Genomic DNA, 23,012 nt, shown 5'->3' on the forward strand with positions numbered 1-23,012 from the left:
CCGGCGGCCGCCGACCACACCGGGCCCGGCCGTCCCCCGCAATCGAGAAAGCGAATCCCGCATGAGCAGCGTCGCGGTCACCGGAGCCGAGGGCTTCATCGGCTCCCACCTCGTCGAGACCCTGGTCGCCGACGGGCACCACGTTCGCGCGATGGTGCAGTACAACTCCTTCTCCTCCTTCGGCTGGCTGGAGACCCTGCCGCAGGAGGTGCTGGACTCGGTCGAGATCATCCTCGGCGACGTCCGGGACCCGGGCTCGGTCAACGGCCTGGTCAAGGGCACCGAGGCGGTCTACCACCTGGCCGCCCTGATCGCGATCCCGTACTCCTACCGCGCCCCCCACTCCTATGTGGACACCAACGTCACCGGCACCCTGAACGTGCTGGAGGCGGTGCGCCACCTGGAGATCCCGCGCCTGGTGCACACCTCCACCAGCGAGACCTACGGCACCGCGCAGACCGTGCCGATCACCGAGGACCACCCGATCAACACCCAGTCCCCGTACGCCGCCTCCAAGGCGGGCGGGGACCGGCTGGCGGACAGCTACCACGCCAGCTTCGAGACCCCGGTCGTCACGCTGCGCCCGTTCAACACCTTCGGCCCGCGCCAGTCGATGCGCGCCGTCATCCCGACCGTGATCGCCCAGGTCGCGGCCGGCCAGACCGAGATCACCCTCGGCGACCTGCGCCCGACCCGCGACTTCACGTTCGTCAAGGACACCGCCAACGCCTTCCGCACGGTGGGCACCGCGCCCGCCGAGACGGTGGTCGGCCGGACCTTCAACGCCGGCACCGGCGGCGAGATCTCGGTCGGCGACCTGGTGACCCTGGTCGGCAAGCTGATGGGCGTCGACCTGGTGGTGAAGGAGGACGAGCAGCGCATCCGTCCGACCAACTCCGAGGTCATGCGGCTCGTCGCGGACGCCACCCGGCTGCGCACGGCGACCGGCTGGGCGCCGCAGTTCACGCTGGAGCAGGGCCTGGAGCAGACCATCGAGTTCTTCCGCGACCCGGCCAACCTGGCGCGCTACAAGACCGACATCTACAACGTCTGAGCCGTCGTAACGATCATGCTCGTCCTGGTTACCAAGGTTCGTGTCCTGCACACCTTTTCCGTGGGGGAAACACCATGCACGCAGTGATCCTGGCCGGCGGTAAGGGCGTCCGCCTCCGCCCGTACACCACCGCGCTTCCCAAGCCGCTCGTCCCGATCGGCGACCAGCACGCGATCCTGGAGATCGTGATGCGCCAGCTCGCCGCGGCGGGCTTCAAGACCGTCACCCTGGCCATCGGCCACCTCGGCCACATCATCCGCGCGTACGTCGGCAACGGCTCCCAGTGGGGCCTGCGGGTCGGCTACGCCGTGGAGGACAGCCCGCTCGGCACCATGGGCCCGCTGCTCACCATGCAGGACCGCCTGCCCGAGCACTTCCTGGTGATGAACGGCGACATCCTCACCGACCTGGACTTCTCCGGGGTGCTCCGGCACCACGAGTCGTCCGGCGCCCCGCTGACGATCGCCACCTACGCCCGCCAGGTCAAGATCGACTTCGGCGTGCTGACCACCGCGGGCGGCAGCATCACCGGCTTCCAGGAGAAGCCCAGCATCGACTACCGCGTCTCGATGGGCGTGTACGGCGTCTCGCGCTCGGCGCTCGCCAAGTACACCCCGGGCCTGCCGCTGGGCTTCGACGAGCTGGTGCTCGACCTGCTCGCCGCCGGCACCCCGCCGTCCTCCTACGACTTCGACGGCTACTGGCTGGACATCGGCCGCCCGGACGACTACGACCGGGCCAACGCCGAGTTCTCCACCATCCGCCCGGTCCTGATGCCCTTCGAGTCGGCCGGCACCGTGCCGGGCGTGGCGGAGCTGCCGGTCCCGGCCGCCCGCACCGCCCCGGACGGGGCGGCCGCGGCGGAGGCCACGGCGGGCGTCGAGAGCGACGGACGGGCCGCGTGAGAATCCTGCTGCTCGGCGGCGACGGCTTCCTGGGCCGTCACGCCACCGCCGTCCTGCGGTCCCTGCCCGGTGCCACCGTGCTGACCGCGGGCCGGCGGCCCACCCACGACCTCCGGCTGGACCTGGCCACCGCCCAGGCCGGCCCGCTCGGCGAGGAACTCGCCGCGCTGGCACCCGACGCCGTGGTCAACTTCGCCGGCGCGGTGGCCGGCAGCGCGGTCAAGCTCGCCGAGGTGAACGCCCGCGGCCCGGCGGTGCTCTGCGAGGCACTGCAGCTCGGTGCCCCGAAGTCCCGTCTGGTGCACATCGGTTCGGCCGGCGAGTACGGCGTCTGCGCGGAGGGCGACTCGCTGTCCGAGGACGCCGACGCCCGTCCGGTCGGCGTGTACGGCGCGACCAAGCTGGCCGGCTCCCTCGCGGTGGCCGGCTCGCCGCTGGACGCCGTCGTGCTGCGGGTGTTCAACCCGGTCGGCCCGGGCGCCCCGGCGGGCTCGCTGCCGGGCCGGCTGGCCGCCGAGCTGCGCCGGGCCGCGCCCGCGGGGCCCGAGGGCGTGGTGACGGTCGGGGACCTCTCCGCCTACCGCGACTTCGTGGACGCCCGGGACATCGCCGAGGCGGTCGGCCTGGCCGTCGCCGCCGAGGGCCCGCTGCCCCGGGTGCTCAACCTCGCCTCCGGGCGGGCGCAGCGGGTGCGGGCGATCGCGGACGGGCTGGTCGCGGCGGCCGGCTTCACCGGCCGGATCGACGAGAGCGGGGCCGGCTCCGAGCGTTCGGCCGCCGTCTCCTGGCAGCAGGCCGACGTGTCGGCCGCGGACCGGGCGCTCCGCTGGCGGCCGACGACCGGCCTCGACGCCACCCTGCGCGACCTGTGGCTCAGCACGGCCGAGCCCGCCCCGGTGGTCGCATGACCGCCGGGCTCACCCCCGAAGGCCGCCTGCTGGTGCCGCTCTACGTCCACCCCGCGGTGGACCGGGCGGCCTGGCAGGCGGTCGCGGCCGCCGACCCGGCCCGGATCGCCGCCGTGGTGCTCAACCTCGCGGACGGCCCGGGCGAGACGCCGGACGGCGTCTTCGCCGAGGCCGCCGAAGAACTCCGTGCCGCCGGGATGCCGCTGGTCGGTTACGCGGACACCGACTACGGCCGCAGGCCGCACGCGGCCGTCGTCGCCGACATCCTGACGTATCGTCAGCGGCACGGCATCACCGGCGTCTACCTCGACCAGGTCGCCGGCCACCCGGGCGCGCTGGCGCACTACCGGCGGCTGGCCACGGCCGCCCGGGCGGCCGGCTGCGGCACCGTGGTGTTCGGCCACGGCGACCACCCGGACCCGGGGTACGCCGAAGTCGGCCTGGCCGACCTGCTGGTGACCTTCGAGGGAGACTGGGACGCGTACCGCGCGATGACGCTCCCGCTGTGGACCGGCCGGCACGCGGCCTCCCGCTTCTGCCACCTGGTCTACGACGTCCCGCCCGAACACGCCGCGGATGCCGCCGCCCTGATCGCCGCCCGCCGGGCCGGTGTCGGCTGCGCCGTCCCGGGTGCCGGGGAGAACCCCTGGCGCACCCTGCCGTACGGTCTGACCGCCGCTGAACTGACCTGACCCGATCCGGAGTTCGACAACCGTGAACCGCCGTACCCGGCTGCTGCCGGCCGCCATCGCCCTCGCCTCCGCCACCGCGCTGCTCGCCACCTCGTGCAGCAGCTCGGGTTCGGAGGACGACCACGACTCGGCGGACGATTCGCCGAGCACGCCGCCCGCGGCCACCGCGCCGGCCACGCCCGGCACCACCGCCCCCGGCACCACGCCCGCCACCCCGGGCACGCCCGGCGCCACGACCGCCCCGCCCGCCGGCACCACCCCGCCCGGCACCGCCGCGCCCGGCAGCACCGCCCCGCCGCCGGCCGGCGCCCGCTGGCAGCCCACCCCGGGCCTGTCCTGGCAGTGGCAACTCGGCGGCACCGTCGACCAGTCGGTGGACGTGCCGGTCTACGACATCGACGGCTTCGAGAACGACGCCTCGGTGGTGGCCGCGCTGCACGCCAAGGGCCGCAAGGTGATCTGCTACATCAACGCCGGCTCCTGGGAGAACTTCCGCCCCGACGCCAACGCCTTCGCCAAGGGCCTGCAGGGCTCGGACACCGGCTGGAAGGGCGAGAAGTGGTTCGACATCCGCAAGTTGGACCAGCTGAAGCCGCTGATGGCCACCCGCTTCGACATGTGCAGGAGCAAGGGCTTCGACGCCATCGAGCCTGACACCATCGAGGCGTACAACCAGAACAGCGGCTTCCCGCTCACCCCGGACGACCAGCTGGCGTACAACCGCATGCTCGCCGGCCTCGCGCACGAGCGCGGCCTGGCCATCGGCCTGAAGAACGACCTGGACCAGATCCCCGCGCTGCTGCCGGACTTCGACTTCGCGGTCAACGAGGAGTGCTCGCAGTTCGACGAGTGCGACCGCGTCTCGCCGTTCATCAAGGCGGGCAAGGCCGTGTTCCACGTCGAGTACAAGCTCGACACCGACCAGTTCTGCGGCAAGACGAAGTCGCTCGGCTTCAGCTCGATGCAGAAGCAGCTCGACCTGAACGCCTGGCGCAAGCCCTGCTGAACACTCCCGCCGTGCGGGCGACCCTCGTCCGGGTCACCCGCACGGCGTGAAGGTCACTTGACCGCCAGCCAGATGACGGCGCCCAGCACGGCCAGGGCGACGACGGCGACCAGCGCGATCACGCCGGTGCGGTTGCCGCCGCTGCGGCCGTAGGTGGAAACGGTGCCCGGGGCCTGCGGCGCCGGGGTCTCGTCGACGAACGCCCGGAACATCTGAGTGCTGCCGGCGGGGTCGTAGTCGTTGTCAGCCATGGCACGGACTCTAACGAATCCGCCCACCTCAGGACAGCCCGGGCCACCCCCCACCGCGTCACACCACCCGGTGGTGCGACGGTGGTGCGACGGGCTCGTGAAATCCGCGCGACCAACGGAATGCGCCGTCCCGCGATCCGGTTGACTGCGGGCATGACCGGAACCCCCAGCCGGGTGCGCCTCGGCTCCTCCGACCTGTCCGTCTTCCCGCTCTCCCTCGGCGGCAACGTCTTCGGCTGGACGGCCGACGAGCAGCAGTCCTTCGCCGTCCTGGACGCCTACGCGGCCGCCGGCGGCAACTTCATCGACACCGCCGACGTCTACTCGGCCTGGGCCCCGGGCAACACCGGCGGCGAGTCCGAGACGGTCATCGGGGCCTGGCTGCGCAGCCGCGGCAACCGCGACGACGTGGTGATCGCCACCAAGGTCGGCATGCACCCCGAGGCGAGCGGCCTGGGCGCGGCCACCATCAAGGCCTCGGCGGAGGGTTCGCTGCGCCGCCTGGGCGTCGACCACATCGACCTCTACTACACCCACCGGGACGACGAGACCCCGGTCGAGGAGTTCGTGACGGCGCTGGACGAGCTGGTCCGCGAGGGCAAGGTCCGGGCCGTCGCCGCCTCCAACATCGGCGCCGGGCGGCTGGCCGAGGCGCTGGCCTTCGCCGAGCGCGAGGGCTTGGCGAAGTACGTGGCCGTCCAGCCGCACTACAACCTGGTCTCGCGCGCCACCTTCGAGGGCCCGCTGGCCGAGGTGGTCGCCGAGCACGGCCTCGCCACCGTCCCGTACTACGCCCTGGCCTCCGGCTTCCTGACCGGCAAGTACCGCCCGGGCGGCGCGGAGGTCGCGAGCGCCCGCGCCGAGGGCGCCGCCCGCTACCTGGCCGAGCCGCGCGGCCCCAAGGTGCTGGAGGCGCTGGACACCGTCGCCGCCGAGCACGACGTCGAGGTCGCCGCGGTCGCCCTGGCCTGGCTCACCGCCCGCCCGACGGTGGCCGCCCCGATCGCCAGCGCCCGCACCGTCGACCAGCTGCCCCCGCTGCTGGCCGCCGCCGCGCTGGAGCTCACCCCGGCGCAGACCGCCCTGCTGGACGACGCCTCCGCCTGAGCACCGCGCAGCGGCGCCGGACGCGGCCGGGCCCCTGGCAGGAACGTTTCTGCCAGGGGCCCGAACCCGCTCGCCCGACGCTACGGCCGCCCGAAGTGGGTCGGGTAGTAGCCCGAGTTGAGCGTGGATATCCGGACGGTCTTGCCCGGCCGGGGCGCCTCGACGAACGTGCCGCCGCCCAGGTAGATCCCCACGTGGTGGATCCCCGAGGCCCGGCCGCTGTCCGACCAGAACACCAGGTCGCCGCGGCGCAGCTGTCCCGCGCCGATCGGCGTGGTGGCCGCGTACTGGTCGTCGGCCACCCGCGGCAGGCTGATCCCGCTGCGCCGGTAGGCCTGCTGGACCAAGCCGGAACAGTCGTAACCGGACGGGCCGTTGCCGCCCCAGACGTACGGCTTGCCGAGCTGGGCGAGCGCGTAGTCGACCGCCGCCTCGTTGCTCCCGGTGGACGCGCGGTCCTCGGCCGGCTGGGGGGCCTCCGGCGCCGGGCCGCCCCCGGACTGGCCGGTGCGGTTCAGGTAGACGTCGTAGTGGCTGGTCCACCGCCACTCGCCGGCACCGTTCTTGAACCAGTACTTCGACCCGTCCCAGCCCTGCCGCAGCCCCCACGAGGAGGCCGAGCCGTTGGACACCGAGGTGCCGCCGGAGCTGCCGGTGCGGCTCGCGTAGACGTCGTAGTGGCTGGTCCACCGCCACTCGCCGGCACCGTTCTTGAACCAGTACTTCGACCCGTCCCAGCCCTGCTTGCCGGCCGCGGCGTGCGCGGCCCCGGCACCGGCCGTCAGGCCGAGCGCACCGGCCCCGGCCAGCACGGTGGTGGCGAGGCAGGTGCCCCGCACGACCCGGTGTATTCGGCTGCCACCGGCCGACTGCGCGGGACGGGCGGTGCGCGGCCGGGCCGCGCAGTTCGGGCAGCCGCAACCGGCGATCGCGGGGACGCTGCCGAAGCTCTCCTCGAAGCCGATCAGGCCGGAACCGGCCCCGGCCCCGACGTCGGGCTCGGCGTACGCGCCGGTGGCTATCCTCATGCGGGTCGTCCTTCCTTCCGCCCGGCCCGGGCGGCCGGGGGCGGTACCGAGGCGGCCACTCCGGCCGGGGCGACGAAGGCGACCAGCAGCTGCTCCATCAGCGCGCTGCGGGCGGCCTCGTCCAGTTCGTGGGCGGTGGCCCGCTCCAGCCGGCGGACGGCCAGCGCGGCCGCCTCGACCGCGTCGTCGACGAGCACCGTGCGCAGCCCGGCGTCCAGGTCGGCCAGCCGGCGCCGGCGCATCGACTCGGCGACCTCGGGCGCGTAGTCCAGCGCGAGCGGCTGCGCCGAGTACACCTCCAGCCCGGCCGGGGCCGCCTCGGCGGCCAGCGCCCGGGTCAGCTCGTCGGCGAACCACTGCCCGTCGCGCAGCGCCGGCCCGGGGGCGGCGTTGCTGTCGCACGGCAGGGTGGAGGCGGTGCGGGTGAGCACCGCCTGGACCTGCTCGCGCAGGTAGCCCTCGTGGTCCTCGATCGCCAGCAGCGCCCGTGCGGTGTCCTTGACCCGCCAGACGATCAGCAGCCGGACGACGATCGGCGTACCGGTCCGGTCGACCACCTTCACGGGCTCGCTGCGCCAGTGCCGCAGCCGCACGTCCACCCGGCGGCGGCGCAGCAGCGGGTTGACCCAGACCAGGCCGGTGCGCCGGACGGTGCCCCGGTAGCGGCCCCAGCCGGTCAGCACCCGGGTCTCGCCGCCCGCGTTGGCGAGCAGGCCGGCGAGCGCGCACACCACGAGCAGGCCGGCCGCGCTCACCGCGGTGAGCGCCACGGCGTCCACCTCGGCCCGCCCGCTGCCCCGCGCGGCTCCGGCGCGCAGGTCGGGCAGCCGGTCCCAGTGCGGGATCACACCGGTGCGCAGCAGCACGTACAGCACGCCCGCCACGCCGAGCAGCACCGCCAGCAGGGCGACCCAGCCGGGCAGCGCGGCGGCACCGTGCTCGCGCAGCGCCTGGTCGGCGCGCGGGGGGCGGCGGGAGGTGGCGGCCGCGGTCGCGCCGACCGCACCGACCTCGGGCAGCTCGACGGTCTCCGGGGCGGCGACCTCCAGCGGGTCGCGCAGGTCGACCGGGCTCGCCGCGGACGGGCCCGGCACGACCGCCAGCGGGGTGGTCGCCGGTCCGCCGTCGACCGGGCCGACCGGCTTGCCGGTCTTCGCGGTCGCGGCTCTGGCCAGCGGGCTGGAGCCCGAGGCGGAACGTTCCGGCAGTACGGGCGGGAGCGCCTTGGGCAGGTGGTCGGGTCGCTGCGAAGAATCGCGGGTGACGTCCATGCACGGGTCCTCAGGGTCGGTGTGTCGCGCAACGGGCGGCCCGGATCTGACGGGCAGTGCCAGAGTCAGGCTAAGTTCATACGTCATCAAATGCGACATTTGAGCTGAGGTGTGTCGACATTTACTGACGAATCGTCCAAAGCCGGACCTGACGCGCAGGCACATGAACGGATGGTCGGGACAGTTCAGGACAGTTCGGCGCCGGTCAGCGCCGCCTGGCGCCGGGACCACGGGCGAACACCCGGCGGGTGATCAGCCCGATCCCGGCGAGCACCAGCAGGATCCCGGCGAGCGCCGCGCGCCAGCCGGACTCCCGGTGCGGCGCGGCCGCCGCCTGCTCATCGGCCGGCGGTGCCGCCTGCGGCCGCGCCGCTCCCCCGGCGGGCTCGTCCTCCCCCGCCTCCTCCGCCCGCCCGGCGGCCGGGGTCGAGGCCGGGGCGACCGGGGGCGGCGGAGCGGAGACGGCGGGCGCCGCCGACACCACCGGGGACGGCCCGCCGCTCGGCTGCGACGCGGCACCGGAGCCGGAGCGGGCCGCCGAGGCCGGGGCCGTCTGACCCGGCGCCACCGAGGCGCTCCCGGAGGCCACCTGCGTCGGTACCGCTCCAGGCACCTCGGCCGCCGCCGTCCGCGCCGCACCCGCGTTCGAACCGACCGCCGCCGGGCGCGCCGACGCCGAGGCCGTCGCGGTGGCCGTGGCACTCGGCGAGGCCACCGGGCCGGTCACCACCGGCACCGGCACTGGCACCGGCACCGGCACCGGCACCGGAGGAGCCGTCACCGGCGGCACCACGATCGGCACCATCCCCGGCGGCACCGCCACCACCGGCACCCCACCCGCCGAACTCGCCGACGCCGTCGCAGTGGCCACCGCCGAAGGTGCGGCACTCGGCGAGGCCACCGGGCTCACCGAGGCGGAAGCCGAAGCCGCAGAACTGGCCGTCGCGGTGGCCGTGGGACTCGCCGTGGCCGTGGCCGTGGCCGTGGGACTCGGCGCCGCCGCCCCGGGCGAAGCCGTCGCCCTGGCCGAGGCCGAAGGCGTCCCCGTGCCGGTGGCCGCCGTGACCCGGATCGCCACCGGATCCGCCGAGGCCGTGTTCCCCGCCCGGTCGGTGGCCGTGACGACGAGCCGTTGCTCCCCGTCCGTCAGATCCCGGTTGGCGGTGCAGCTCCAGCTGCCGTCGAGTGCCGCCGCGGCCCCGCACAGCACCGTCGTCTGTGTCTGGTCCGCCCCGCCCGCCCGGGCGGTGACCAGCACGTTCGTCCCGGGCTCGGCCTTCCCGGTGAGCTTGGGCCGGCTGATCCGGACGGTCTCGCCGGCGGCCGGGGAGGTGAGCACGGGCTTGTCCGGCGGGACGGTGTCGACGACGAGCACGGCCGTCTGCCCGGGGGTGCGGTTCCCGGCGGCGTCGACCGCGACCGGGGTGAGCGCGTGGTGCCCGTCCGCCAGGTTCTCGACCGGGAGGCAGGACCACTGGCCGTCCGCCCGCACGCCCGTGGTGCAGAGGTCCGCGCCGGCGTTCTGGTCGGCGACGGAGACGGTGCTGCCGGGCTCGCCGGTGCCGGTGAGGGAGAGCCCGGGGTCGTTGGTGTACTCGGGGAGGCTGAGCACGGGCGCGCTCGGCGGCGCCGTCTTGACCCGGACCTTGACGGCCTCGCCGCGCAGCACGACGCCGCCGCTGGTGGTCTCGACCGGGGTGAGGGCGTGCGGCCCGGCGCCGAGCGCCGCGTCGGGGCGGCAGGACCAGTCGCCGCCGCGCGCGACGCGGGCCCTGCACACCGCGGTGTCGCCGTCCCGGACCTCCACCGTGGCGCCGGCGATGGCGCCCTCGCCGCGGATCTGCGGGCGGGCGTCGGAGAGCGTGCTGCCGTCGACGGGCTCGGCGATCTCGGGCCGGGCGGCGCCCACGGTGAGCTTGACCCGCTGGTCGGTGACCTCCCCGGAGTCGGCGAAGCCGCCGGAGGGGACGAGCTGGCTGGTGTCGCGGGCGATCCGCAGCCGGGCCCAGGTCTCGCCGCTGACTGTGCCGGGCGGGACGGTCCACTCCAGCGTCGCGGTGTCGGCGCCGGCCGGGATCTCGGTCTGGACCCGCTCGGCGGGCTCGAAGTGGCCGGTGTGGTCGAAGTCGATCCAGCCGGCCAGGGTCGCGGGCTGGTCGCCCACGGCCACCGGGACGGTGAGCCGGTAGTAGCGGCCGATGGCGGCCTCGGCCGGGAAGCTGATCGACGGGTCGGCGCCCTTGTACTCGCCGCGGCCGGGCTGCAGCCGGGGCGGGGGCGGGCTGGCGGCGGGCCGGTCGAAGGGGCTGCGCCGGGCGGCGCCGTGGTCGAGCTGGACCAGCGGTTCGGCGCCGGGCCTGCCGGCGACGGCGCCGGGCCGGGTGCGGCGGGAGGAGCCGGCGGCGTCCTGGCCGAGGAAGAGGTCGGTGAGGACGTGCGAGGCGTTGCCGTAGTCCTGCGGGGCGGTGCCGAGGTCCTCGTCGACGGTGACGGTGTAGGCCTGGTGCAGCGCGGGCGCGGCGGTGGTGCTGCCGGCCCGGGCGATGGAGCGCTGCTCGACGCGGAACTCCGCGGTGTGGACCGTCCCGGCGAGTTCGAGGGTGCCCTCGGCGGCGGTGCCGGCCGCGGCGTCGCCGCTGCCGTCCGGGCCGGCGGGGGCGAGGCCGGTGGCGTCGACCTTCCAGCCGGGCCAGTCGGTGCGGCCGATCAGGGTGGCGGTGGCGGGCGAGCCGCCGGTGAGGGTCAGCCGGGCCGCGGTGCTGGTGGTGCCGGACTTGCCGGTGGCGAGCGCGGCGAGCCCGCTGAGGTGGAGCCGGGGGTTGCGGACCGGCCGGGAGAAGGTGAGCCGGAGCGTTCCGACCTGCTGCCAGGAGCCGTCCGTCCGGGGGCCGTCCGCGGTGACGGTGTAGACCTGCGCCGGATCTCCGGGGCGCATGCCGTCCGCGTACGGCGTGGCCGAGCGCCCCCCGCCGGGCCGGTCGGCGAGTTCCCCGGCGGAGGCGGTGACCGCGGTGCCGGCCGCGCCGGTGAAGTCGAGCTGGACGGCGAGGCCCGAGGGCAGGACGGCCCGGTGCTCGCCCGACCAGGCGTCGGGGGACTGCTGGGCCACCGAGAGCGGGGCGTTCCAGCCGGTCAGCAGCCCGGCCGTGAGGACGGCGAGGGCGGCAGCTGTGCGGGGGAACTGTCGGCTCATCCGGCTCTCCTTCGCGGTCGGCTGCCGGGGTGCCGGGCAGTCTGGGCACAAGATCTGACAAAACGGAATCACGATCCGGAGCCGGTCATACCGCGACACCTGCGCTTTTGCCCGCTTCCCACCCGTTTGGCGGTGATTCGGGCGGCAGGACGGGATGTACCCGAAACAGCCGTATTTCATCCATTAGGCGGCAATCGACCACCGCGCGAACGGCCGAGGAGAACGGCCCGGGAACGAAACGGCCGGGGGCCGAACCGCCCGGGACGAAAGGGGGAACGAAAGAAGCCCCCGGCCGATGGCCGGGGGCTTCTTGCTGGTGCGCTCAGCAGGATTCGAACCTGCAACCTCTTGATCCGTAGTCAAGTGCTCTATCCGTTGAGCTATGAGCGCAAGGAACGGGCGAACCCGATCTTGCGGAGTTTGGTGCGCTCAGCAGGATTCGAACCTGCAACCTCTTGATCCGTAGTCAAGTGCTCTATCCGTTGAGCTATGAGCGCTCGCCCTGGTGAACGTTGTCTCCGGGGCGGTGCGAGGACAACATTACATGACCTGCGACGTGGGACGAAATCGATTGCTCCGGGGCCGCGGGGCCGCCCGGCGGGGCCGGGAGCCACGGGGGCCGCGACCGGGCCCGGACATGCGAAGAGCCCCGCCGACGAGATCGTCGACGGGGCTCCCCGGCTGGCGGAGGCTGAGGGATTTGAACCCTCGATCAGGAATAACCCCGAAACCGCATTAGCAGTGCGGCGCCATAGACCGGACTAGGCGAAGCCTCCCCACAGGGACCGTACCCGCGCGAGCGGAGCCGTTCCGTGTGTCAGCGATGATGCCACAACCCGGGGGCTCGGCACCAACCACCGCCCACGTTACTAGGCGGGTCGTCCCCGCCGCAAAGAAGAATGAGATACTGCCGTCTCCGGAGGAGCTGCCCTGAGCCGAGGAGACCTGTCGACGTGAGCAGCAGGCCGATCCGAGGCGCTGCTCGCCTCGCCGCCATACTCGACGCCCTGCCCGACGCGTTGTTGCTGGTGAACAGCAACGGCACCGTCGTGGACGCCAACAGCGCGGCCGTCCAGGCGCTGCAGGCGCCGGGCACCTCACTGGTCGGCATGGGCGTGCTGGGCCTGCTGCCCGAGTTCGACCCGAGCCGCATCCCGGGCTCGATGCGCCCGGCCACCCGCGAGGGCGAGCCGCTCGAACGCCCGGTCCGGATGACCGCCCACCGCACCGACGGCGTCACCTTCCCGGTCGAGGTCTCCGGCAACGACTTCACCGACGACGGCAGCGAGGGCCGCGGCTACGCGCTCTCCCCGCTCGTCCCGTACGACCCGTACCGCGAGGGCTCGCGCTCCCCCTCCTCCTCGGACCTGCTCCTGCTGCTGGTCCGCGACCTCTCCGGCCGGCTCGGCGTCGAGGCCGAGCTGCGCCGCCAGCACAAGCAGACCGAGATGATCCTGCGGGCCGCCGCCGAGGGCGTGCTCGGGGTGGACCTCGAAGGGCGCTGCGTACTGGTCAACCCGGCCGCCGCGCACATCCTGGAGTACCGGGCGAGCGAGCTGGGCGGGCGCGAGCTGCACCCGCTGATCCAGCACTCCCGGCCGGACGGCACCCCGCTGGCGCTGGAGGAGTCCGCGCTGCTGGACACCCTGGCCTCCGGGCGCAAGCACCGGGTGCGCGGCACCGTGCTGTGGCGCAAGGACGGCCGGCCGGTCACCGTCGACCTCACCACCGCCCCCGTCCGGGACGGCGACCAGCTGGTCGGCGCGGTGATGACGTTCACCGACCGCAGCCGCGAACTCGCCCTGGTCGCCCGCAACGAGCACCTCACCGCCGTCCTGGAGGGCGAACTCGGCAGCGCGCTGAGCGCGTTGAACCAGCGGCTGGAGACGCTCGCCGCCGACCCGGCCGGGCAGCTCTGGCCGGAGGCCAACTGGACGCTGCGCCGGCTCGCCGACGAGTGCCGCCGCTACGGGAAACTGATCGACGGCGTGCTGGCCCACCAGCGCGCCGAGTCCGGCGAGGCCGCCCCGGCCGAGGGCGGGGACAAGGACGGCAAGGGCGGCCGGAAGCCGGCCGAGCAGCGCGTCCCGGTCGGCCTGGACCGGGTGGTCCGGCGGGCCGTCGAGGAGGCCGGCGAGCTGACCGGCCCGGGCCGGGTCCGGTTCTCGGTGCACGCCGCCGCGGTCGAGGTGATCGCCGACGAGCGGCGCCTCGCCCAGGCGCTGGCCCACCTGGTCGCCGACGTCAGCGGGATCGGCCTCGCGCTGGACGCCCCCGCCCCCGCCTCCCCCGGCCTGGCCGTCCCCGGACTGCCCGGCCCGGTCCCCGCGCCGGCCGCCGCCGAACCGCCGACCGTCGTGCTGGCCGCCGCGCAGCGCGGCGAGGTCGCCCGGGTGGAGATCCGCGGCCCCGGCCGCGGCGGCAGCCCCGTCCACCTGCCGATAGCCCGCGCGGTGGTCGAGCGCCACGGCGGTGTCCTCCAGCCGCACGAACTGCCCGGCAAGGCCGGCACCACGTACGTCGTCGAGCTGCCGCTGGACCCGGTCGCCGCGAAGGCCGCCGCCGAACGCGCCGCCGCCGAGGGCCGCTCGGACCGGCCCAAGGAGAGCGACAGCGCCGTCCTGCCCGAGCTGCCCGGCATCCCGCAGCTGCCCAGCAGCGGCGACCCGGACCGGCCCGCAGCGAACGGCGCGGCCGCCGCGAACGCCCCGGACTCCAGGAACTCCCGGGACGCCGCCAAGGGCGGGCAGCCGGAGCGCAACGCCGCCGAACCGCGGCCGGCGCCCGCCGAGGAGCCGCCCGCCGAGCGGCGCGGCCGCCGCGGCCGGCCCGCCGCCGAGACCCCGGCGGCCCCGGCCCCCGCCACGCCCGCCGACCAGTGGCCGAACGCCCCCGCCCGGATCGAGCGGGACGTCCCCGAGCAGTGGCACGGCACCGGCAACGACCCCGCGTACGGGCGCCAGGGCCTGCCCGGCCCGGACGGCGCCCAGAACGACCCGTGGGGCAAGGACGACGGGGGCTCCGGCCCCGCCTACGCCGTGCCCGTCGAGGGCGGCCGCCCGCCGCAGGCCCGGCCCGGCGGCCGTGAGCCGCTCGCGCTCGGCCCCGGCCCGACCGCCGCCGAGGCCGCCCCCGAGCAGCCCGGCGCCCCGGCTGGCGACGGCGGCGAGGCCAAGCCCCGCCGGCGCCGCGGCCTGCCCTCCGCCGAGGACTCCTCCGGCGGCGGCCTCGCCCTGCCCGGACTGCCCGACGCGCCGGTCTACCCCGGCCTGGAGCACGCCCTGCCCGCCGGTCCGCCGCCCGCGCCGCCCGAACCGGCCGCCGCCGCGCCCACCGGCCGCCGGCGCCGCCTCGCCGTCCCGCCCGGCCCCGGCCCGGAGCAGCAGCCGACCGACCGCGGCGCCGCCACCGGCACCGCGCTGGAGCCCGCCCGGCCCGCGCTGCCGACGACCGAGGCCCCGGCCGCCGCGCGCCCGGTCGGCACCGGCCTGGCCGAGCTGGCCCCGCCGCGCCCGCTCGGGCCCCCGGCGCTGCCGGCGCAGTCGCCCTCCCCCAGCCTCCGGCCGGGGGGACCCCCATCGGCCGAGGCCCGCCCCGCCGCGCGCCCGATGGCCGAGCTGCCTCCCGCCCCGGACCGCGGCGGTGAGCGGCAGTCGCCGGCCGCCGCACCCGGCGATCCGGCCGACACCCGCCGGCTGCTGGTCTGGCCCGAGCCCGACCCGGCCACCCAGCAGGCGCTGCAGGCCCGCGGCTACCACCCGGTGATCGTCCGCTCCCGCGAGGAGGTGGACGCCCAGGCCACCGCCGACCCGGCCGCGCTCTTCGTCGACCCGCTGACCGGCCCGATCACCCGCACCGCGCTGCAGTCGCTGCGCACCGCCGCGCTCAACCGGCGGATCCCGGTGCTGGTCACCGCCGGCCTCGGCCAGGCCACCCGGGACGCCGCGTACGGCGCCGACCCGGCCGTGCTGCTGCGCGCCCTCGCCCCGCGCGACGGCGAGCACCACGCCCCGCGGGTGCTGCTGGTCGAGAGCGACCCGGACATCGCCGCCGCCATGATCAGCAGCCTGGAGCGGCGTGGCATGCACGTCGAGCACGCGGCGGACGAGAACGACGCGGTGTCCCGGGCCAGCAGCGTGCAGCCCAACCTGGTGGTGATGGACCTGCTGCAGATCCGCCGCCGCCGGGTCGGCCTGCTGGACTGGCTGCGCGCCAACGACCGGCTGCACCGCACCCCACTGGTGGTCTACACCTCGGTGGACCTCGACCCGCGCGAGCTGCCCCGGCTGCGCACCGGCGAGACGGTGCTGTTCCTCGCCGAGCGCTCGACCAGCGCGGACGTGCAGTCCCGGATCGTCGACCTGCTCGGGCGGATCGGCACGATGGGCGAGGCGGGCGTCGCCGCCGCGGGCTGAGCACGCGAACGCGCGAGGGGGCCGGTTCCACGTGGAACCGGCCCCCTCGCGTCGCCGCTACTCCTTGCCGAGCACCGTGACGTCCAGTTCGTCCGCCGCGTAGCTGGCCCGGATCACCTTCTTGTCGAACTTGCCGACCGAGGTCTTCGGCACCGACTCCACGATCGACCAGCGCTCCGGCAGCTGCCAGGAGGCGATCCGCTCGGCGAGGAAGGCCCGCAGCTCCTTCAGCCCCGCCGTCGCGCCCGGGCGCAGCACCACGGTGGCCAGCGGGCGCTCGCCCCACTTCTCGTCCGGGACGGCCACCACGGCGGCCTCGGCCACCTCGGGGTGGGCCATCAGGGCGTTCTCCAGGTCGACCGAGGAGATCCACTCCCCGCCCGACTTGATCACGTCCTTGGCCCGGTCGGTCAGGGTCAGGTAGCCGTCCGCGGTGATGGTGCCGACGTCGCCGGTGCGCAGCCAGCCGTCCTCGGAGAACTTGTCGTCCGGGCGGACCGGGTCCTGCCCGGCGCCGCCGTAGTACGCCGCCGCGATCCACGGGCCGCGCACCTCCAGCTCGCCGGCCGCGACGCCGTCGTGCGGCATCCGCTCGCCGCCCGGGCCGATCAGCCGGGCCTCGACGGAGGCCGGGAAGATGCCCTGGGTGATCCGGTACGGCCACTCCTGCTCGGGGGTGAGGCCGCCGGGCGGCTGGGCGAAGGAGCCCAGCGGGGACGTCTCGGTCATGCCCCAGGCGTGCAGCACCCGGATGCCGTGGCGGTCGTCGAAGGCCTTCATCAGCGAGGGCGGGCAGGCGCTGCCGCCGATGACCACCATGCGCAGGCTGGAGGTGTCGTAGTCGCCCGCGTCCAGCTCGTCCAGCAGGCCGCTCCAGATGGTGGGGACGGCGGCGCTGACGGTGGGGCGGACGGCGGCGATCATCTCGGCCATCGGCTTGGGCTGCAGGAAGCGGTCCGGCATCAGCAGGTTGGCGCCGGACATGAAGGCGGCGTGCGGGATGCCCCAGGCGTTCACGTGGAACATCGGCACCACCGGCAGCGCGGTGTCGCGCGGGGTGAAGGCGAAGTTGTCGCCGGTGTTGACCTGCATGCAGTGCAGGTAGATCGAGCGGTGGCTGTACAGCACGCCCTTCGGGTCCCCGGTGGTGCCGGAGGTGTAGCAGAGCGCGGCGGCCTGCCGCTCGTCGATGTCGGTGCGCCACGGGTAGGCGGTGGGCCGGCCCGCGATCAGTTCCTCGTAGTCGTGCACGGTGCCCGGGAACCCGGCGAGCAGGGAGCGGTCGCCGGGGCCGCTGACCACGATGTGCTTGAGCGTCGGCGCCAGCTCCGGCAGCACGGCGGCGAGCAGCGGCAGGACGCTGCCGTTGACGATGATCACGTGGTCGGCGGCGTGGTTGACGATGAACGACAGCTGCTGACCGGGCAGTCGCAGGTTGAGGGTGTGCAGCACCGCCCCCATCGAGGGGACGGCCAGGTACGCCTCCAGGTGCTCGGCGTTGTTCCACATCAGGGTCGCGACCCGGTCGTCGGCGCGCACCCCGAGCTCGTCGCGCAGCGCGTACGCGAGCTGCGCGGCGCGGGCGCCGACCTCGGCGTACGTCCGGACCACCGGGCCGGTGCCGTCCCAGGTGGTGACGGTCGACCGGGCGTGGATGGTGGACCCGTGCTCCAGGATCCTGGCGACGGTGAGCGGGACGTCCTGCATCGTGCTGAACACGGGTCCTCCTTGACCGGGCGGCTCTGGCGGCTGCGCCTGCGGGCACCTACTGGGCGGTAATGCGCGCGGACGTGCCCGATTGTGCCGCTCCGCCCGCACGCTGTCAGCCCTCCGGCCTCGTTGCGAGGATCACGGATTCGCCCCGATTTCGCCCGACAGCGGCCGGGCGAGGTGGAGGTTGTGGGCGGGGTCGGGGAGGTAGGCCGGGTCGACCCGCCAGCCCTGTTCGGCGGCGATGCGCAGGGCCCGCTGGGCGCCGATGCCCCGGTAGGTGGCCCGGCTGAGCCGGATCCGCTGCAGGGCGGCCGGGTCCGGGGCGGTGCCGGCGGGCCGGTCCGGCGCCTTGGCGTGGCGCTTGAGGATGCGGCGGACGTGGCGCTCCCAGGCGGCCGGGCTGTTGGTGAACTCGGCACGGAAGGCGCGCGGGCCGACCGTCCAGCGGGCGCCCCAGCGGTCCCACCAGTCCGGCTCCGGGTGGCTCACCCAGCAGGTCAGCACGCCGAACACCGGGACGTAGAGGAGCTGCGCCACCGCGATCAGCGGCAGCAGCGGCGCGAAGCGGACCGGCTGCGGGCCCCACGGGGTGCCCGGGGCGGCCGGCGGATCCTGCGGCGACGGCGGGGGCACCGCCGGGGCGGGGAAGGCGCGGGCGAGCCGGACGTGCTGCGGGTCGGCCCCGGACTCGACGCCGCGCCAGCCGTGCCGCTCGGCGAGCCGGACCACGCCGGCCGCGCCGAGGCCCCGGTACAGCCGCACCGCCAGCTCGACCCGCACCTCCCGGCCGTGGTCGGGCAGCACGGTGCCGTCGCCGGCCGCGTACCTCGCCTCGGCGGCGGCGATCCGGCGCGCCAGGACCGGCGTGACGTACCGCTCCCAGACCTCCGGGCGGCCGCTGAGCTCGGCCCGGAGGCGGCGCGGCGGGATGAAGCTCCGGTTGACCCGGAGCCAGCCGTCCGAGCTGGGGCCGTCGATGCTCGCGGCGTCCGCGACGGCCGCGATGAGCACGACGACGAAGACCAGCACCAGGCCGAGGATCCAGAGCGGGGCGTAGATCCACTGCAGGACGAACTGCAGCAGCACGAGCGCGCGGTTGCGGCGCGGCAGCGGGCCGGGGAAGCCGCCGGGCCGCGCCGGCCGCGGGTCCGGCGGAGCGTCGAACTGCGGTGGGACGTAAGACTGTTGGCCGTACGGCTGCGGCGGTACGGGCTGCGCGTACGGGTTGTTCGGCACCGGCTGCGCGTACGGGTTGTGCCGCGGTGCGGCGCCGTACCCCTCGGCGCCGCCCGGATCCCGGCCGTGCGGCATGCCTGTCCCCCTTCGGTCTGCGCTGAACGGGGAGTCACCCAATCCGGGCGCGGCCCGGCGGTCAGTCGGCGGTCGGGCCGTCCACCTGGTCGCGGTCGATGGTGAGGGCGGCGCCGCCGTAGGTCTCCTCGACGTTGCCCCGGTACTGGTGGACGCGCTGGTGGGAGGCCCAGAGGTCGGCGGCGAGCCGGCCGGAGCCGGCGGTGTCGGCCTGGTCGTCCCAGCGGGCGTACCAGAGTGCGTCGGGCAGCGGGGAGCTGCCGGCCCGGGCGGCGGCGGCCAGGTCCGCGACGCCGGAGTCGAGGCTGGAGTAGAAGCCGGAGCGGTAGCCGGCCGCGTGCAGGGCCTGGGTCCAGCCGAGGGTGAACTCGACGACGGCCTGGCCGCAGGCCGGATCGCGCACCGGGTAGGACTCGATGTCCAGGTAGACCGGGGCGCCTCGGCCGAAGCCGAGCGAGCGGAGCGCGTGCGCCGCCTCGTCCGCCTCGTCCCGGCCCTGGCGGGCGGCGTTCGCCGGGTCGATCCGCCTGGGCTTGTGGGTCGGGTCGGCGCAGGGCGCCTGCAGCCCGACGTGCACCGGCAGGAAGCGCCAGCCCATCGCCCGCGCCTGGCGGACCCAGTCGGCGCTGAGCCGGGGCTGGGTGCAGCCGCGCTGGCCGCCGCTGACGTAGATGCCGAGCGCCCCGTACGGGGAGGTGCCGCGCCAGGCCCGCAGGGTGTCGAGCGCGGGTGCGGAGCAGGCGTCGAAGGCGGGGCCGGACCAGGTGTCGCGGACCTTGGGCGGGCCGACCCGGTCGGGCAGGGTGACGGCCCGGATGCGCGGGACGGCGGCGGCGGCCGGGGCGGTGGCCTCGGCGCTCTCGCCCGTCCCGCCGGTGGCCAGCAGGAGCACGAGGGAGGCGGCGAGCAGGGCCGCGGGGCGGAGATAGCGCACCCGGCCTTGATACTGACGGACCATCGGACGAACGCCGCAACCACGCCGCAGGGCCTCCGCGAGTCCACCCTTTCGGACGCACCCGTCCGCATCCGTCCCGATATTTGTAACGAGCTTGCTCGCCCCTCACTCCTTACGGCAAACTCGTCAGCATGCCCACCTCCCGTCCCAGCGAAACCGCTGCCCCGACGTCGGCCGCCGCCGTCGCCGAGGCCCTGGCCATGCCGCCCGCCCCCAAGGGCGAGCCCGCCGGCGAGCGGGGCAGCTGGCGACGAGCCGGGGAGCCCGGCTCCGCGGCGCCCCCGGGGGCGGCCCCCGGCCGGTCGACCGGCCGGATCGGCACGATCCTGCGGCGCCCGGAGAGGATCCCGGCGCCGCTGCTGTGTCTGGCCGCGATGTTCCTGGTGCAGACCGGCATCGCGCTGTCCAAGCCGCTGTTCGGCCCGCTCGGGGTCAGCGGCACGACCTTCCTGCGGCTCGGCTTCGCCGCCGTCATCCTGCTCGCCGCCACCCGGCCCAGGCTGCGCGGCAAGCGGCCGCGCGACCTCGCCGCGGCCGCGCTGCTCGGCGTGGCCTCGGCCGGGATGACCTACCTGTTCGCCGGGGCGATCGACCGGCTGCCGATGGGCACCGCCGCGACCATCGAGTTCCTCGGCCCGCTGGCCGTCGCCCTGTTCTTCGCCCGGCGGGCCAGCCACCTGCTCTGGGCGCTGCTCGCGGCGGCCGGGGTCGTCCTGCTGACCCTGCTCGGCGAGGGCGGCGACGGCGGCTCGCTGGACCCGGTCGGCCTGCTGTACGCCTTCGGGGCGGCCGCCTGCTACTCGGCGTACATCCTGTTCACCGACCGGGTCGGCGCCGTGTTCGAGGGCTTCCAGGGGCTCGCCGTGTCGATGACGGTCGGCGCGCTCGCCCTGGCGCCGTTCGGGCTCGGCGAGGCCTGGGACGGGCTGACCGCGCCCGGCGCCTCGCCGCCGCTGCTGCTCGCCGCGGTGGCCGGGGTCGCGGTGCTGCTGCCGGTGATCCCGTACGCGCTGGAGATGACGGCGCTGCGCCGGATGCCGCAGCGGGTGTTCAGCGTGCTGGTCAGCCTGGAGCCGGCGGTCAGCGCGCTGGTCGGGCTGGTGGTGCTCGGCCAGCTGCTGGGGCTGCCGCAACTGGCCGGGATCGGCTGCGTGGTGGCGGCCAGCGTGGGCGCCACGCTGACCGGGCGGCGGTAGGGGCCGCCGCGGCGCTGCGGCGTTACGGCGTTACGGCGTTACGGCGTTACGGCGTTACGGCGTTACGGCGTTACGGCGTTACGGCCAGAGCAGGGTGCGGGTCCACTCCGGGGTGCGGACCGGGCCGGTGCGGGTGTAGCGCAGCCGGACGTGCCGGCGCCGGGTGTCGCCCTGCCAGAACTCCACCTCGTGCGCCCACAGGGTGTAGACCGCGTGGCCCGGCGCGACCAGGTCCGGGGCGGCCTCCAGCCGGCGCTGGGCGGCCTCCATCGCCTCGTCGAACTCGCCGAGCGCGCCCAGCTGCTCACTCTGCCGACCGACCATCGCGGTGGCCCGGGCGGCGGGCGAGCGGGTGGCGAACTCGGCGGCGGCGACCAGGTCGGCGGCCCGCTCGACGGTGCCGCGCACGCGCACCTGGCGGCCCAGCTGCGGCCAGTAGACGGTCAGCGCGGCGGCCGGGTGGTCGGCGAGCTGGCGGCCCTTGGGGCTGTCCGCGGTGGCCGAGAAGTTCCAGCCGGTGCCGACCGCGTCGACGTCGCGCAGCACCAGCACCCGGGCGTCCGGCATGCCGTCCGCGTCGACGGTGGAGAGGGTGAAGGCCTGCGGGTCCAGCACTCCGGCGTCCAGCGCGGTGGCGAGCCACTGCACGAACAGCGGGCCGGGCTCGGCGGGGGCGGCCTCGTGGTCGAAGCTCGGCAGCGGGCGGGCCATCGGCGGGCGGCCGAGCAGCAGCTCGGGGACGGAACCCGGGCCGGACGTGCGCTCGGACTGCAGCGGTCGCGCGTACGGCTCCGGTGCGGGCCGGTCCGCGCGCGGGCCGGTCAGGCCCTCCTCCTCAGCCATCGCGTGCCCCTTCCCTCCGGTCGCCGCGGTCGCCACCCCGGCCGGGCCGTCCTGTCGGCCCGGGCGCGCGGTGCGCTGTCGGAGCGCAACCGTACCGCCGAGGGCCGACGCCGCCGGGCCCGGGCCCTCGCTGGGCGCGTCCGGGCAGGCGGGGGCGGGTGGGGCGGGCCCGGAACGCGCTGGCGGGCGGTGCCGGTGTCGGCACCGCCCACGGAACCGGTTCGCGGAGACCCTTTCCGCCGGCCGGTCATGCGCTTGTCGTCTTTCCGTCGTCCGCTGTCGTCCTCCGGTGTCCTCCGAGGTCCTTTGGTCGTCCTCCGTGGTCCACGGTCGTCCTGGGTTCGTCCTCGGTCCTCCGAGCGACTGCTCCGGGCCCGCCGCGGGTGCTCAGCTCACCCGCGACCCGCCACCTCGGGCGCCCCCGCCCTCGGTGGTGCCCGGGGCGGTCAGTGGAAGTCCGGGGCGAGGATGACGTTGATGTTCTTGTTGCCCTGGCCGGCCAGGACGTTCCCCGCGTTGTCCTTCACCCCGAGGGTGTTGTTCTGGTTCGAGGCGCCCGAGCCGGTCGCGGTCTGCTGGGTCGAGACGTAGTTGCCGTCGACGCCGCCGAAGACGTTGCCGGTGCCGACGTTGGACACCACCCCGGCGTTGGAGCCGCTGGCGGCGCCCGCGCCGTTGTCGGCGGCGGCGGCCCCGGGGCCCGCCAGCAGCAGCCCCGCCGCGAGCGGGGCGGCGAGCAGGAACCCGGCCGCCCGGCGGGTGTGGATGCGATCCATGAAAGCCTCCAAGAAGCAGTTAATCGTGCAATGGTCGAGCAGAATATGCGGGAGTTCGCCGGCCAGACGAACGCCTACGGCTGCGACGCCGAGGGACAGACTTCCGCAACAAATCGACAAAGCGCGAGTTCCCGGAACTCTTTTCGCCCGTTCGCGTGATATCCACCCGGCCGGCGAACAACGGCGACGGGAACGGACAGCGCTCCGACACACCGCCGCCGAGCTGGCACTTCACCCGAACGGCGACCACGCCGGGGACGCCCGCCGAGCGGCACGCCGACACCGCGCAAGCCGCCGGGCGCACCACCCCGGCGCACTGCCCTCGCGAATGCGCCCCCAAAAAGTTCGATCACCCTTCCGTGTCGATATTTCCAGCCATTTCTGTACG

General features: G+C 75.3%; 16 protein-coding genes, 3 tRNA genes and 1 pseudogene. 8 read left to right on the forward strand and 12 right to left on the reverse strand.

Annotated features, from left to right (window positions below):
- The first annotated feature begins 61 nt into the window (after positions 1 to 61).
- From ACPC54_RS03380 to ACPC54_RS03400, 5 genes and pseudogenes are all read left to right on the forward strand, one after another.
- Positions 62 to 1,054 carry an SDR family NAD(P)-dependent oxidoreductase gene (locus ACPC54_RS03380; RefSeq protein WP_498960704.1) on the forward strand — a complete coding sequence of 331 codons (993 nt, stop codon included), beginning with the start codon at positions 62 to 64 and terminating at the stop codon, positions 1,052 to 1,054.
- Between the two features lie 74 nt (positions 1,055 to 1,128).
- Positions 1,129 to 1,830 (forward strand): annotated as a pseudogene (locus ACPC54_RS03385) (nucleotidyltransferase family protein); the annotation flags it as partial.
- Positions 1,831 to 1,955: 125 nt separating this feature from the next.
- Entirely contained in the window at positions 1,956 to 2,867 is a 912-nt protein-coding gene (locus ACPC54_RS03390) for an NAD-dependent epimerase/dehydratase family protein (protein WP_498960706.1), read from the forward strand.
- Positions 2,864 to 3,559: a spherulation-specific family 4 protein gene (locus tag ACPC54_RS03395; RefSeq protein WP_045698559.1), complete on the forward strand. Its 696-nt coding sequence runs from the start codon at positions 2,864 to 2,866 to the stop codon at positions 3,557 to 3,559. The genes ACPC54_RS03390 and ACPC54_RS03395 overlap by 4 nt, the downstream gene beginning before the upstream one ends.
- A gap of 22 nt (positions 3,560 to 3,581) precedes the next feature.
- Positions 3,582 to 4,565 (forward strand): endo alpha-1,4 polygalactosaminidase, encoded by a 984-nt coding sequence (locus ACPC54_RS03400; RefSeq protein WP_498960708.1) that lies wholly within the window; start codon positions 3,582 to 3,584, stop codon positions 4,563 to 4,565.
- A gap of 53 nt (positions 4,566 to 4,618) precedes the next feature.
- Here ACPC54_RS03400 and ACPC54_RS03405 read toward each other — a convergent pair whose 3' ends face one another.
- Positions 4,619 to 4,816 carry a hypothetical protein gene (locus tag ACPC54_RS03405; protein WP_498960710.1) on the reverse strand — a complete coding sequence of 66 codons (198 nt, stop codon included), beginning with the start codon at positions 4,814 to 4,816 and terminating at the stop codon, positions 4,619 to 4,621.
- A 153-nt stretch (positions 4,817 to 4,969) separates the two neighbouring features.
- Here ACPC54_RS03405 and ACPC54_RS03410 point away from each other — a divergent pair, with 153 nt between their 5' ends.
- Complete coding sequence (locus tag ACPC54_RS03410; protein WP_498960712.1) at positions 4,970 to 5,923, forward strand: aldo/keto reductase; 954 nt, start codon at positions 4,970 to 4,972, stop codon at positions 5,921 to 5,923.
- A gap of 80 nt (positions 5,924 to 6,003) precedes the next feature.
- Here ACPC54_RS03410 and ACPC54_RS03415 read toward each other — a convergent pair whose 3' ends face one another.
- The 6 genes from ACPC54_RS03415 to ACPC54_RS03440 all read right to left on the reverse strand — a co-directional run bounded on the left by ACPC54_RS03415 (position 6,004) and on the right by ACPC54_RS03440 (position 12,191).
- Complete coding sequence (locus ACPC54_RS03415) at positions 6,004 to 6,951, reverse strand: C40 family peptidase (protein WP_498960714.1); 948 nt, start codon at positions 6,949 to 6,951, stop codon at positions 6,004 to 6,006.
- Positions 6,948 to 8,222, reverse strand: coding sequence for an SPFH domain-containing protein (locus ACPC54_RS03420; protein WP_498960715.1), 1,275 nt, complete (start codon positions 8,220 to 8,222; stop codon positions 6,948 to 6,950). The genes ACPC54_RS03415 and ACPC54_RS03420 overlap by 4 nt, the downstream gene beginning before the upstream one ends.
- A gap of 205 nt (positions 8,223 to 8,427) precedes the next feature.
- The gene (locus ACPC54_RS03425; protein WP_498960717.1) at positions 8,428 to 11,415 is read right to left on the reverse strand and encodes an Ig-like domain-containing protein; all 2,988 of its coding nucleotides are present in this window, start codon (positions 11,413 to 11,415) and stop codon (positions 8,428 to 8,430) included.
- Positions 11,416 to 11,729: 314 nt separating this feature from the next.
- Positions 11,730 to 11,805, reverse strand: a tRNA-Arg gene (locus tag ACPC54_RS03430).
- 31 nt (positions 11,806 to 11,836) lie between these two features.
- Positions 11,837 to 11,912: transfer RNA gene (locus ACPC54_RS03435), tRNA-Arg, on the reverse strand.
- Positions 11,913 to 12,097: 185 nt separating this feature from the next.
- Positions 12,098 to 12,191, reverse strand: a tRNA-Ser gene (locus ACPC54_RS03440).
- Between the two features lie 177 nt (positions 12,192 to 12,368).
- On the opposite strand from ACPC54_RS03440, the gene ACPC54_RS03445 reads away from it, so the two are divergent.
- A complete protein-coding gene (locus ACPC54_RS03445; RefSeq protein ID WP_498960719.1) occupies positions 12,369 to 15,830 on the forward strand; it encodes a hybrid sensor histidine kinase/response regulator in 3,462 nt (1,153 codons plus the stop codon).
- Positions 15,831 to 15,887: 57 nt separating this feature from the next.
- Here the strand turns inward: ACPC54_RS03445 and ACPC54_RS03450 are convergent, their stop codons facing one another.
- The 3 genes from ACPC54_RS03450 to ACPC54_RS03460 all read right to left on the reverse strand — a co-directional run bounded on the left by ACPC54_RS03450 (position 15,888) and on the right by ACPC54_RS03460 (position 19,788).
- Positions 15,888 to 17,549: a long-chain fatty acid--CoA ligase gene (locus tag ACPC54_RS03450; protein WP_498960721.1), complete on the reverse strand. Its 1,662-nt coding sequence runs from the start codon at positions 17,547 to 17,549 to the stop codon at positions 15,888 to 15,890.
- Positions 17,550 to 17,678: 129 nt separating this feature from the next.
- Positions 17,679 to 18,854: a hypothetical protein gene (locus ACPC54_RS03455; RefSeq protein WP_498960723.1), complete on the reverse strand. Its 1,176-nt coding sequence runs from the start codon at positions 18,852 to 18,854 to the stop codon at positions 17,679 to 17,681.
- Between the two features lie 61 nt (positions 18,855 to 18,915).
- Positions 18,916 to 19,788 carry a DUF1906 domain-containing protein gene (locus tag ACPC54_RS03460; RefSeq protein ID WP_498960725.1) on the reverse strand — a complete coding sequence of 291 codons (873 nt, stop codon included), beginning with the start codon at positions 19,786 to 19,788 and terminating at the stop codon, positions 18,916 to 18,918.
- 152 nt (positions 19,789 to 19,940) lie between these two features.
- On the opposite strand from ACPC54_RS03460, the gene ACPC54_RS03465 reads away from it, so the two are divergent.
- Complete coding sequence (locus ACPC54_RS03465; RefSeq protein ID WP_498960727.1) at positions 19,941 to 21,005, forward strand: EamA family transporter; 1,065 nt, start codon at positions 19,941 to 19,943, stop codon at positions 21,003 to 21,005.
- 78 nt (positions 21,006 to 21,083) lie between these two features.
- Here ACPC54_RS03465 and ACPC54_RS03470 read toward each other — a convergent pair whose 3' ends face one another.
- Entirely contained in the window at positions 21,084 to 21,848 is a 765-nt protein-coding gene (locus tag ACPC54_RS03470; RefSeq protein ID WP_498960729.1) for a pyridoxine/pyridoxamine 5'-phosphate oxidase, read from the reverse strand.
- A 446-nt stretch (positions 21,849 to 22,294) separates the two neighbouring features.
- A complete protein-coding gene (locus ACPC54_RS03475; protein WP_498960731.1) occupies positions 22,295 to 22,624 on the reverse strand; it encodes a hypothetical protein in 330 nt (109 codons plus the stop codon).
- Between the last annotated feature and the right edge of the window lie 388 nt (positions 22,625 to 23,012).

The organism is Kitasatospora sp. NPDC094028, from assembly GCF_049543595.1.
Lineage (GTDB): Bacteria > Actinomycetota > Actinomycetes > Streptomycetales > Streptomycetaceae > Kitasatospora.